Here is a 12,055-nt window from a genome sequence, read left to right as displayed (position 1 = left end):
TATATAAAGGGGATTTTACTATGGATAAGTTACAACAATTAAAGCGATTATTATTGACTGGTGTTTTACTTTCAGAGGATAGTTTTACAAATAATGATGCAGATTTCATACTTGATGGTAGAGAAATGGATGTTTTTGATAGTGAGTGGATAAGAAACTATAATAAAATAAGGAAAAATGAAAACTTGAAAACTCCAGAAGTAAAAGAATTAGTGGACTCTATTCGTGAAATATCGTATAAATCAACATATAAAGCTACTCAATCTTCTGATCTTGCTGGCTATATATCAGATGATTTTGGACTTATAGCAGAAGCTTTATTGATAGATTATAATGATAACTGGGTAAATGCACTTGCTTATCATTATGTAGAAGGAAAAATACCACACAGTGTATTGGAACCTTTAAAAGGACAGTTATATGAGATTGTATTAAAATAGTAAGGTTTTCTACAGATTTTAAATAATTTAGTTTTAAAATTTGAATATAAATCTATTCAGTACTATATCAATGTTAAATATGGTAGTAATGGCTAAAGCCATTACTACCATTTAACTTTGAAACTATTATGTCGCTTGTTTTTGGATAATAGATTTTTTCAATACAAGGAGGACTAAAAAATGGAGAACTATCAAAATATTATTGATAAATTTAAAGATACTTTTCTTAAAAGTGGGTTAATAAAAGAGGATATTAATATATTATTTGGCAGAGCTGAAGATAATGAACTAGAGTACTTAATTGATTTATATAAGACATTAAGTACTAATTCTCAATTTTATAATGAAGATGATTTAGAAGATTTAAAATCAATAGTGATACCAAAAAGTATTAAAACTTTTTACAGAGAAAATGAACCTAAAAATGTTCCGATGTTAAAAAGCGGAGTGCGATTATTAAGTTTAAGAGGAATTAAAGAGGAAAATTCTAGTGGAGAGCCAAGTCTATATCTTACAAAGTATGGAGTTATAGCTATAGCTACAACAATAGGAGGAAATATAATATGTTTAGATTTTAATGATATAAGTAATGATGAACCTTCAGTATTAATAGCATCAAATAATTTTTGTGCTTATAATGATGAATTGGAATGCATTGAAATAGTTGATGCTCCTGAAGATATAATAGATGAATATGAAGATGATGAGCCAATTGAATTAACATATAATAACCTAAAGAGATGTCTTCCACAAATAGCTAAGACATTCAGTGAATTTATGTGTAAGTTAGCATATGATGAATATGGAAATATCGAGAAAGAGTATCTGTAAGTAACGTCAAATTTATACTAAGTTTGTGTTAAATAATAATTATATTAATGTTTTAATGAAATTGTTGTAAAAAGTATTTATACTGAACGTTCATAAAGATTATATATTGATCTATTGCATAATTGTAATAATGAAGTAAAAGAAGTACTAAATAAACTAGCTGAAAAATAAGTAAGCTAGTTCTTTTTTATGTAAGCGATTATTACAAAAATATCAATCTATTTTATACAAATAATTTTCAACACAAAAAGCTTTACACATAAGATGAGATTCAAAATTTCAATAAGAAGCAGCAGCAATCTTTACTTGAATTTATAGAAGATGGTAGGATAACTCTAATTTCAAGTACTACAGAGAATCCATATCACTATATATTCAAAGCGATAATAAGTAGATCTACTGTATTTGAGTTTAAAACAATGCAGGATAGCGATGTTATAAAAGCATTAGTTAGAGCTGTAGATATATTAAAGGAAGATCATAAGAATACTACCATAGAAGTTGATGAGAAAGCATTGAATTACTTTGCAGCGTCTTCAAATGGAGATGTAAGAAAAGCTATAAATGGCTTAGAGGTGGCTATAAATTCAACCAATCCTAATAGTGAAGGTGTTATATTAATAGATGAAGAAGTTGCTAGAGATTGTACTCAAAGCAAGGTGTTTAATTACGATATGTCAGGTGATAGTCACTATGATATCTTAAGTGCCTTCCAAAAATCCATTAGAGGTAGCGACGCAGATGCTGCAGTTCATTATTTAGCAAGGCTCGTTAAAGCTGGAGATATTCAATCAATCTGTAGAAGACTTATGGTGATTGCATCTGAAGATATTGGTCTAGCATATCCAAATGCAGCTATGATAGTTAAGTCATGTGTTGATTCAGCTAATATGCTAGGTTTTCCAGAAGCACGGATTCCACTAGCACAAGCAACCTTAGTTCTAGCTACAGCACCAAAATCAAACTCAGTAGTATGTGCTATAGACGCTGCACTTCAAGATATAGAACAGGTGAATATTGGTGATATACCAGTTCATCTAAAGGATGCCCATTATAGTGTTGCAAAGGCTTTAGGTAGAGGAATAGAATACAAGTATCCTCATAATTATGAAAATAATTATATTAAGCAGCAGTATCTTCCAGATAACTTAAAAAGCAGAAATTATTATGTACCAGGAAAGAATAAGAATGAGAAGGTTATTTTTGATTATTGGAAGAAGGTAGAGGAATAGCTTGGTAAAGTTATTATGAAAAAATAAAACATGTATCTGTATATATAAAAACATATAAACTTATAATAAAAGAGTTGTTATATAAGAAAGAAAAATTAATGAATTAATAATATTTTAAGGAAGGATTGATAAAATTATCAATCCTTTTTAAAATTGCAGCAAAAATGTTAAAAAAGTATACTTAGTATTGATTAGTAAGTGGTTATTGCTAAAATCAAAGGAAAATTGTTCTTTTTTAATTGTTGACAGTTTAAGTCGGATTTGCTATTATATGAAATGGAAAGTTTAGTGTTTTACTCAACATTAAGGGGTGATAGTATGAAGTTGTCAACCAAAGGACGTTATGGAGTAAAGGCTATGGTTGACTTAGCCATTAATTATGGCGAAGCACCCGTATCCATTAAGACCATTTCCGAAAGACAAAGCATTTCAGAATATTATTTAGAACAGCTTTTTAGTCCTTTGCGAAAGGCGAAGCTTATCAAGAGTATTAGAGGAGCTCAAGGTGGCTACGTTTTAAACAAAGAACCTAAAGATATAACTGTTGCAAATATAATGGATGTATTGGAAGGACCTATAGAAATCGCGGAATGCGTAGATGGAACAGCTTGTGACAATGTTGATTGTTGTGCTACAACGCTGTTATGGAAAAAAATAAAAAATAGTATTGATGACGTAATGGAATCAGTGACTTTACAGGATATAGTTAATGATTACAATGGTATAAAAGCCAGACAAAACAGCATCAAAATAGCTGAAAAATAGCTGATAGGAGTGAAGGTTAATGAATAAAGTTGTGTATATGGACTATGCAGCTACTACTTATGTTAAACCAGAAGTTTTAGAAGAGATGTTGCCTTATTTTACTGAAAAGTTTGGTAATCCTTCATCATTCTATAGTATATCAAGAGATACTAAGATGGCTATAGATTTAGGTAGAGATAGAGTAGCTAAAGCCCTAGGTTGTGAATCAAGTGAAGTTTACTTTACTGGTGGTGGCTCAGAAGCAGATAACTGGGCACTAAAAGGTATCGCTTTTGCCCATAAGAAAAAAGGAAACCACATAATAACTACAAAGATAGAACATCATGCAGTACTTCATGCGTGTGAATATCTTGAAAAACATGGTTTTGAAGTTACATATCTAGATGTAGATAGTGAAGGTTTCATAAACTTAGAAGATTTAAAGAATGCAATAACTGATAAAACTATATTAGTTTCTATCATGTTTGCAAACAATGAGATAGGTACAATTCAACCAATAAAAGAGATTGGACAGATTTGTAAGGAAAGAAAAGTATTATTCCATACTGATGCTGTTCAGGCTGTTGGTAATGTTCATATAAATGTTAAAGAATTAAATATAGATTTATTATCCCTAGCTGGTCATAAGATATATGGTCCTAAGGGAATAGGTGCTCTTTATATAAGAAAAGGTGTTAGAATAGATAATCTTGTTCACGGTGGTGGTCAAGAAAGAGCAAGAAGAGCGGGAACAGAAAATGTACCTGCAATAGTTGGTCTTGGAAAAGCAATTGAGCTTGCAACTTCAAGTATTGATGAACATGCTGAAAGACTTGAAAAGTTAAGAGATAAGTTAATAGACGGCCTATTGAAGGTTCCATATTCAAGACTTAACGGACCAAGAGGAAAGAACAGATTAGCTGGTAATTCTAATATTATATTTGAATTCATAGAAGGTGAATCAATACTGTTAATGTTAGATTTTGAAGGCGTTTGTGCATCTTCAGGAAGTGCTTGTACTTCAGGATCACTTGATCCTTCACATGTACTTTTAGCTATAGGATGTAAGCATGAAATTGCTCATGGTTCTCTAAGATTGACATTAGGGGACGGAACTACTGAAGAAGATGTAGATTATGTAATAAATGCAGTACCACCAATAATACAAAGATTAAGAGATATGTCACCATTGTGGGAAGACCATCTAAAGAAGGGAGCAAAATAATTATGATGTACAGTGAAAAGGTAATGGATCATTTTAGAAATCCAAGAAATGTAGGAGAAATAGTTGATGCAAATGGCGTAGGAGAAGTTGGAAACGCTAAGTGCGGAGACATAATGAAGATATATTTAAAGGTAGAAGATAATGTAATAAACGATGTTAAGTTCAAAACTTATGGATGTGGTTCTGCTATAGCATCATCAAGTATGGCTACAGAATTAATCATGGGAAAAACTCTTGAAGAAGCTTGGACGTTAACAAATAAAGCAGTTGCAGAAGCTCTTGATGGACTTCCACCAGTAAAGATGCACTGTTCAGTATTAGCTGAAGAAGCTATACATAAGGCAATTAATGACTACAGAATAAGTCAAGGATTAGAAGCATGGGATTATGAAGAACATGATGACATCCACGACCAAGTTCATGGAGAATAATTAATATATGAAGAAAAAAGTAGTAGTAGGTATGAGTGGCGGAGTTGATAGCTCCGTTGCTGCTTATCTTTTAAAAGAACAAGGCTATGATGTTATAGGTGTAACTATGCAGATATGGCAAGAGGATAAGGAGTTTGAAGAAAGAGAAGGCGGATGCTGTTCCCTTTCTGCTGTTGATGATGCTAGAAGAGTAGCAGACAGAATAGGAATACCTTTTTATGTGTTGAATTTCAGAGATTCTTTCAAAGAAAAGGTAATTGATTATTTTGTAGATGAATACATAGAAGGAAAAACTCCTAACCCTTGTATAGCTTGCAACAAGTACCTAAAGTTTGATGAACTTCTAATGAAAGCTAGAGCTATAGGCGCAGAATATGTTGCTACTGGCCATTATGCAACTGTAACAAATGAAAATGGAAGATATGTGCTAAGAAGATCGGAAGATGATAGAAAAGATCAGACTTATGCATTGTATAACCTAACTCAAGAACAGCTTTCTCATACTTTGATGCCTTGCGGTGAATACACTAAGGATAGAATAAGAGAAATAGCTAAGGAAATAGGTCTTGCTGTTCATAATAAGAAAGACAGTGAAGAAATATGTTTTATACCTGATAATGACCATGGAAGCTACATAAAACTTGCGAAGCCAGGACAGGTTAAGCAAGGAAACTTCGTAGACAAAAATGGTAATATATTAGGTAAACATAAAGGTATTGTATACTACACTATTGGTCAAAGAAAAGGCTTAGGTTTAGCCCTTGGAAGACCAGTATTTGTTACTGATATAAATCCTTTAAGAAATGAAGTTGTAATAGGACCAGAAGAAGATATCTTCAAAACTGATCTTATAGCAAAAGACTTAAACTTTATAACTCTTGACAAGCTTGATAAAGAGATAAAGGTAAAAGCAAAGATAAGATATTCTGCAAAAGCTTCAGATGCAACTATTAGACCACTAGAAGATGGTAGAGTTGTTGTATCCTTCAAAGAAAAGCAAAGAGCAATAACTAAAGGGCAGTCAGTAGTTTTCTATGACGAAGACTTAGTTGTTGGCGGCGGAATAATAGAGAAGATAATTTAAAGCTACTTTTATGGGGTTTCGATTATGAAACCCTGTAAGTAGCTTTTTTCTTATAACTAGCTAAGATCTGCTTGTTGATAAATCTAGGATTCATTTAAACACTGTGTTGAAATTAGATTCAAAATTCTTACAAAATATTAAATGACTACATGCAAATACAGTATTGCTGTATGTTTATTATATGAATATCTTTTTATATAAATAAGAAAGTTAACATTAAATATATAAAAACAAGAAACTATTTAATAGAAGGAGATAGAATTATGAATGAAGTTATAAATTTATTAAAATCTCATAAATCTGTGAGAAAGTATAAGGAAAAGGATATAGAGCAAGAGAAAATAGTAAGTATAATCCAGGCTGCTCAAAGTGCGTCTACTTCAAGTTTCATTCAAGCCTATACCATTATTAGTGTAGAAGATAAAGAGAAAAGAGTGAAGATTGCAAAGCTTGCTGGAGATCAAACGTATATCGAGGAGTGTCCGTTGTTTCTTGTTTTTTGTGCAGACTTAAATCGTCACAAAATTGCTTGTGAAATGAATGGAGCTGAAATAAAAGAAGGATATACTGAAAGCTTTATAATAGCTACCGTTGACACTGCATTAGCAGCGCAAAATGCCATGGTTGCTGCTGAATCCCTTGAACTCGGTGGTGTATATATAGGGGGGATAAGAAATAACCCAGATGAAATATCAGAGCTATTAAACATACCTACAAATGTTTATCCACTCTTTGGAATGTGTCTTGGATATCCAGATGAAGACAATGATATAAAAGAAAGACTTCCTATGGAAATTGTGTTTAAGAAGGATAGCTACACAACTGAAGAAGATATAGAAAAACTAAAAGAATATGATGAGAGAATAAAGAATTATTATCTAGATAGAACCAAAGGGATTAGAGCTGATACCTGGACTGGTATGATGGCAAGAATGATGAGCCACATTCCAAGACCTCATATGAAAGCTTTTTTAGAGAAGCATGGATTTTTTATGAAATAATATTATAGAATTTATTATAAACATATAACTAATTCAAATTTAGTTGCAATAGAAAACCTTAATATTAAAGTTAGAAATAAGTACCAGTATAATTTGAAAAGATTTATAAAATAAAATCATATAAACATAAAAAAGGAAGCAAGGTATTTTGATGTATTGCTTCCTTTTTTATATTAAGCTAGTTTATTCGCCTTGATAATAATCTACTTCATCTATCTTATTAAAAAACGAATTTGTTTCTCCGGCAAGCACTATGCCCACCTTATTCGAATGAGGATAATATGCGATATCAGGATAATTTACAGTATCACAATCAAGGTATACAAGTTTTTCAATTTCTGAAGAATTAATTATTTTATGCGCACCTTTTTCTGATGGAGGGCAAACTATAACATCACCTGCTGATACTGTTTTATTTCCATCAGGAGTTTCCAAGATTCCACTTCCGCTAATTATATAAAAAATTTCTTCATTTTTCAGATGATAGTGGTATGGGTATCCTGCTTTCTGAGGAGGAATTTCATAAATAGATACAGAGCATTGACTATGTTTAGTTGGTTTTACTATCTCATATTTATAGTATTCATAGGATTTGTGATTAGATTTATGTCTGGGTTCCACTTGTTTTTTATTGGTTATTAATATCTCTCTATTAGTCATTTTGTAATCTCCTTTCTTATATCGAATAAGCAATTGGATTTAGCATGTTCTGGGTATTTAAGGGAATTATAACATAGGGATATAAATAATATATAGTCATAATAGGATTATAATTATGAGCCACTTGTATAATAACTTTTTAGGATACAAAAAGTTACTATATAATAAGGAAGTAAGATGATATCTATGGTATTTTGTGAGTGAAAACATAAATATATTGCTTTAAGGGTTATAATAATGAATTATAGAAATATTACTTAAAAGAACATTGTTAAAAAATAATTTTTACCTATCACATAAAGTTCACATAATTTATCTAAAATGTTTTTAATGTTGTATGATAAAATAAGTACATAAGATAACTAAACAAGGAAAGATAAATAATTTGAGGTGAGATTAATGGATAAGACATTGTATCTTGTAGAGGATGAAAAAAGTTTAAATCTTTTACTGGAAAAATATTTAAAAAGAGAAGGATATACAGTTACTACCTTTTCGGATGGATTATCTGCTATGGATAGAATAAAAGATAAACCAGATGTATGGATACTAGACATAATGCTTCCAGATATTGATGGTTATGAGTTGATAAAATCTATAAAAGCTAATGATAAGACTACTCCAGTTATATTTATGTCAGCTAGAAATGAAGAACTTGATAGAGTTGTTGGGCTTGAAATGGGAAGTGATGATTACCTCTCAAAACCTTTCCTGCCAAGGGAGTTGGTAATAAGAACTAACAGATTAATTGAAAGAGTGTACGGAAAAGAAAGTACTGATGTACAAGATGTATTTTTAAAGATAGGTGAATATAAAATAAGCAAAAGACAAAGGACTGTATTCTTAGAGGATGAGGAAATTCAGCTTACTAACAAAGAATTTGAATTATTAGTGTATTTAGTTGAAAACAAAAATGCTCTTTTATCAAGAGATCAAATTCTTGACCATGTATGGGGAGACGACTATTTTGGATCAGATAGAGTTGTTGATGATACTATCAGAAGACTAAGAAGAAAGGTTTTAAGCTTAAGCATAGAAACCATATATGGCTGTGGTTATAAATTGGTATATAAATCATGAAAAATTTCAAATTAAGATTAATTAACAGGTTCAAGTTTAAATCCTTAACCATGAGAATATGGACCACATTTACAGCATTCATTTTAATAATAATCTTTAGTATCTCTCTCGTATATATTTTTGCTTATAGAAGGACTAGAGAAAATGCAGTAATTGCAGACTTAAAAATTGCTCATGATATGGTATTAAAAAAAAGTATACCAGAAGGGTTAGGGCGTTTCGGAAACTTAAAAGGAAGTAAGCATTTTTTAGTTACCGCAGATGATAATTGGAAGATTGTTCTTGATTCAGATGGATATCCGAAAATAACATCTCCTAACAACAATAACAATAACAATAAGAACGACACTCTAGATCCGTCTTTAATGCCAATGATGCCAAGTCAGAGTGAAATACCTCCAATTTATAAGAATGATAAAGATGTTATACATGAAATAGTTAATTTTATAACCGGTGATAATGGATTTGGGAAAGATTACAATGATCAAGACGTTAAAAAATGGATGACTAATTTTATATCAGGTAATAAGATTTCTGAAAAAGTATTTAAGGAATATTATAAGGGCAGAAAATATTTTATAATAGTAAGTTCTAAGGAAAGTACAAGTGGGGAAAAACAATATTTAGTTTCTTATACTCCAAGTATGGAAGATAATTCTTTACTATATACTGTAGTGTCTATAGGCCTTGCATTTATAATAATAGGATTTTTTACAGCAAAACTTATAGCTAACTATTTGGCTAAACCACTTAAACAGCTTGAGGAATATACAAAGAGGATATCCCATAAGGATTGGATGGATCCAATTGAAGTTAAAACGGAAGATGAAATAGGTAGATTAGTAACTTCTATGAATACAATGCAGACTGAACTTCAAAAGATTGATAGAGAAGAAAAGCTTTTCCTTCAAAGTATTTCTCATGATTTAAAAACACCTGTTATGGTTATTATGAGTCATGCTGACGCTATAATTGATGGAGTTTACATAGACTCTGTTGAGAAGACTGCTGAAATAATAAGAGATGAAGCTATAAGTCTTGAGAAGAAGATTAAGCAGATGCTTTATTTGAACACCTTGGATTATGTGATGAATAACACAAATGAAGAAACTGAAATAAATCTTCAAAGAATGATGCTTCACATAATAAATAGATTTGAAGTAATAAAGAGTGAAATTGATTGGAATTTAAATTTAAACGAGCTTAACATACATGGAAACGTAGAGAAAATACAGGTTGCAATTGAAAATATTTTAGATAATGGACTAAGATATGCTAAGGAGCAAATTAAAGTTAGTTTAAAGAGAGAAGGAAACTTTGCTGTTCTAGATATATATAATGATGGTCCAAATATTGATAAAATCCACATGGATCGTATTTTTGACAATTTATATAAGGATAAGACAGGTAACTTTGGTCTTGGATTAGCTATTTGTAAGAAGATAATTAATTTTTATCATGGAGAAATATCAGCTGTAAATAGGACTGAAGGAGTAAGCTTCATTATTAAATTACCGTTGGCAAATGAAGATTCTGTGTAGAAGATATATTACAGCATTGAGAAATTATGTGAAATTTATTTGTCAAATTTTTATATTGTAGTATATATAATTGTTGATGCTGCTTTTATGAAATAAGAAGTGAAGTTAGACAACATAAGCTTTAGCGGTACTTATACATTGATGTTAAGTATATTTAACAATAAATATTAAAGATAGCCTATATCAGTATTTGCAAGTACATATAGGCTACTTTTTTTGTTATCACATAATTTTCACACAATTCCTTGATAATACTTCGGCAATTTACATCTATAATTCATATATAAAGAGTTTAAGCACTAATAATTTAATGTGGAATTAAGGGATTGAAATTGTTAATCATATTTATAGGAGGATTAAGATGAAAAGTAAAGTAATCAAAGGAATAGTTGCAGGAATAATTGTTATAGCTGTAGGGGTAGGTGGATATTTCGCATATAATACCTTCTTTGCTAAGAAAACTGTAGCTTCAGCCGTGCAATATTATACTGTTTCTGCTAGAAAAATGAATCTTAATGTTACAGTTCAAGGTACGGGTACTGCATATGCTGCAGTAACAAAACAAGTAACTGCAAATAATACTGGAACTATAAAAGATTTAAATGTAAAAGTAGGAGACACTGTGACTGCAGGACAAAAGTTATTTATGTCAGATAGTGATACATTAAGAAAGGCAGTAACTACTGCGCAAAATAACTTAGCAAAGCAAAATCTTACTTTATCAAGTGATCAAGGTGCTGCGAAAGTTGATGATAACAAAGTTGCAATGGATAAATTAAATGTTTCAGATGCTCAAAGTCAACTAAACGATGCATATACAAACCTAAATAATATGACTGTAAAAGCTCCTATCGGAGGGGTAGTTACAGCAGTTAATGCCTCAAATGGTGATAGCAGTCAATCATCTGGTTCAGGTTCAAATTCGGGATCCGGTTCAAGCTCTAGTTCAAGTTCATCTAGTTCATCAGGTGGTATATTAACAATAGTTGATATGACTTCAATTAAGATTAAGTTGTCAGTAGATGAGCTTGATATTGAGAAGGTAAAAGCTGGACAAACAGCTACGGTAAAGTTCGATGCAATAAAGGACAAGACTTTTGATGGAACTGTTGAAACAGTTGCAGCAGTTGGAACAACTTCTAATAACGTTACTAGTTATGATGTCGTGGTTGGAATAAAAGATCCAACTGGAATTAAGCTTGGAATGAATGGAAATGTAACTATATCGGTTGAAAGTAAACAAGATGCATTAGTAATACCTGCAGAAGCATTGGTTGATAATAATGGTCAAAAGTTTGTTAGAGTTGAAAGTACTAGCACTGCAGCTAGTGGACAAAGTAGCAGCAATAATAGTACAAGCGATTCAAACCAACAATCCCAAGGAAATAACACTCAAAATACTAATAGCAATAAAACTTCTAATAACGGAAAAAATTCAAATGGCGGATATGGTCAAAGAAATTCGCAAGGATACGGTAATGGAGCAAGAGGTATGGCAACTACTGCAAGCAGTGGAAGATTAATAGCAGTTAAAACAGGAATGGAAACAGAAAACTATGTTGAAGTTACTGAAGGAGTTACTGAAGGAGAAAAGGTTCTAGTTCAATTACCACAAACAACAACTACAACAACAAATAACAGAAGTGGCCAAAACTCAGCCTTTGGAGGTAACATGGGTGGCTTCGGCGGAGGTATGCAAGGTGGCTTCGGAGGAGGTCAAGGCGGTCAAAGAAGTAATAGTGGCAGCACTGGTGGTAAAAACTAGTATAAATAAGTGAGGTATTCA

12 protein-coding genes are annotated in these 12,055 nt (G+C 31.3%); 11 read left to right on the top strand and 1 reads right to left on the bottom strand.

Translation table 11 applies throughout. The features are described from left to right. Window positions 1-20 precede the first annotated feature (20 nt). From J3477_RS10020 to nfsA, 8 genes are all read left to right on the top strand, one after another. Window positions 21-440, top strand: coding sequence for an immunity protein PIM1 family protein (locus J3477_RS10020; RefSeq protein ID WP_206869824.1), 420 nt, complete (start codon window positions 21-23; stop codon window positions 438-440). A 180-nt stretch (window positions 441-620) separates the two neighbouring features. Further along, window positions 621-1,271 carry an SMI1/KNR4 family protein gene (locus J3477_RS10015; protein ID WP_206869823.1) on the top strand — a complete coding sequence of 217 codons (651 nt, stop codon included), beginning with the start codon at window positions 621-623 and terminating at the stop codon, window positions 1,269-1,271. A gap of 419 nt (window positions 1,272-1,690) precedes the next feature. Continuing rightward, window positions 1,691-2,503, top strand: coding sequence for an AAA family ATPase (locus J3477_RS10010; protein WP_308483204.1), 813 nt, complete (start codon window positions 1,691-1,693; stop codon window positions 2,501-2,503). Window positions 2,504-2,821: 318 nt separating this feature from the next. Continuing rightward, complete coding sequence (locus J3477_RS10005; protein ID WP_206869822.1) at window positions 2,822-3,268, top strand: RrF2 family transcriptional regulator; 447 nt, start codon at window positions 2,822-2,824, stop codon at window positions 3,266-3,268. 19 nt (window positions 3,269-3,287) lie between these two features. Next, a complete protein-coding gene (gene nifS / locus J3477_RS10000) occupies window positions 3,288-4,472 on the top strand; it encodes a cysteine desulfurase NifS (protein ID WP_206869821.1) in 1,185 nt (394 codons plus the stop codon). Between the two features lie 2 nt (window positions 4,473-4,474). Beyond that, the gene (gene nifU / locus J3477_RS09995) at window positions 4,475-4,903 is read left to right on the top strand and encodes a Fe-S cluster assembly scaffold protein NifU (RefSeq protein WP_206869820.1); all 429 of its coding nucleotides are present in this window, start codon (window positions 4,475-4,477) and stop codon (window positions 4,901-4,903) included. 7 nt (window positions 4,904-4,910) lie between these two features. Next, entirely contained in the window at window positions 4,911-5,987 is a 1,077-nt protein-coding gene (mnmA, locus tag J3477_RS09990) for a tRNA 2-thiouridine(34) synthase MnmA (protein WP_206869819.1), read from the top strand. Between the two features lie 263 nt (window positions 5,988-6,250). Further along, window positions 6,251-6,988 (top strand): oxygen-insensitive NADPH nitroreductase, encoded by a 738-nt coding sequence (gene nfsA, locus J3477_RS09985; protein ID WP_206869818.1) that lies wholly within the window; start codon window positions 6,251-6,253, stop codon window positions 6,986-6,988. 183 nt (window positions 6,989-7,171) lie between these two features. Here the strand turns inward: nfsA and J3477_RS09980 are convergent, their stop codons facing one another. After that, entirely contained in the window at window positions 7,172-7,648 is a 477-nt protein-coding gene (locus tag J3477_RS09980) for a cupin domain-containing protein (protein WP_206869817.1), read from the bottom strand. 399 nt (window positions 7,649-8,047) lie between these two features. Between J3477_RS09980 and J3477_RS09975 the strand changes: the two genes are divergently transcribed. The 3 genes from J3477_RS09975 (at window position 8,048) to J3477_RS09965 (ending at window position 12,034) form a co-directional block, all read left to right on the top strand. Next, window positions 8,048-8,728: a response regulator transcription factor gene (locus J3477_RS09975; RefSeq protein WP_206869816.1), complete on the top strand. Its 681-nt coding sequence runs from the start codon at window positions 8,048-8,050 to the stop codon at window positions 8,726-8,728. Continuing rightward, the gene (locus J3477_RS09970; RefSeq protein ID WP_228731260.1) at window positions 8,725-10,269 is read left to right on the top strand and encodes a sensor histidine kinase; all 1,545 of its coding nucleotides are present in this window, start codon (window positions 8,725-8,727) and stop codon (window positions 10,267-10,269) included. The genes J3477_RS09975 and J3477_RS09970 overlap by 4 nt, the downstream gene beginning before the upstream one ends. A gap of 361 nt (window positions 10,270-10,630) precedes the next feature. Then, window positions 10,631-12,034 (top strand): efflux RND transporter periplasmic adaptor subunit, encoded by a 1,404-nt coding sequence (locus J3477_RS09965; protein WP_206869815.1) that lies wholly within the window; start codon window positions 10,631-10,633, stop codon window positions 12,032-12,034. Window positions 12,035-12,055: the final 21 nt, after the last annotated feature.

This window comes from Clostridium zeae (assembly GCF_017312485.1).
Lineage (GTDB): Bacteria > Bacillota > Clostridia > Clostridiales > Clostridiaceae > Clostridium_AR > Clostridium_AR zeae.
This window is presented reverse-complemented; position numbering and strand designations above follow the sequence as displayed.

Excerpts from the sequence above, each read along its gene's own strand:
- J3477_RS10020 (WP_206869824.1), top strand. The coding sequence starts at position 21 with ATGGATAAGTTACAACAATTAAAGCGATTATTATTGACTGGTGTTTTA.
- J3477_RS10015 (WP_206869823.1), top strand. The coding sequence starts at position 621 with ATGGAGAACTATCAAAATATTATTGATAAATTTAAAGATACTTTTCTT.
- J3477_RS10010 (WP_308483204.1), top strand. The coding sequence starts at position 1,691 with ATGCAGGATAGCGATGTTATAAAAGCATTAGTTAGAGCTGTAGATATA.
- J3477_RS10005 (WP_206869822.1), top strand. The coding sequence starts at position 2,822 with ATGAAGTTGTCAACCAAAGGACGTTATGGAGTAAAGGCTATGGTTGAC.
- nifS (WP_206869821.1), top strand. The coding sequence starts at position 3,288 with ATGAATAAAGTTGTGTATATGGACTATGCAGCTACTACTTATGTTAAA.
- nifU (WP_206869820.1), top strand. The coding sequence starts at position 4,475 with ATGATGTACAGTGAAAAGGTAATGGATCATTTTAGAAATCCAAGAAAT.
- mnmA (WP_206869819.1), top strand. The coding sequence starts at position 4,911 with ATGAAGAAAAAAGTAGTAGTAGGTATGAGTGGCGGAGTTGATAGCTCC.
- nfsA (WP_206869818.1), top strand. The coding sequence starts at position 6,251 with ATGAATGAAGTTATAAATTTATTAAAATCTCATAAATCTGTGAGAAAG.
- J3477_RS09980 (WP_206869817.1), bottom strand. The coding sequence starts at position 7,648 with ATGACTAATAGAGAGATATTAATAACCAATAAAAAACAAGTGGAACCC.
- J3477_RS09975 (WP_206869816.1), top strand. The coding sequence starts at position 8,048 with ATGGATAAGACATTGTATCTTGTAGAGGATGAAAAAAGTTTAAATCTT.
- J3477_RS09970 (WP_228731260.1), top strand. The coding sequence starts at position 8,725 with ATGAAAAATTTCAAATTAAGATTAATTAACAGGTTCAAGTTTAAATCC.
- J3477_RS09965 (WP_206869815.1), top strand. The coding sequence starts at position 10,631 with ATGAAAAGTAAAGTAATCAAAGGAATAGTTGCAGGAATAATTGTTATA.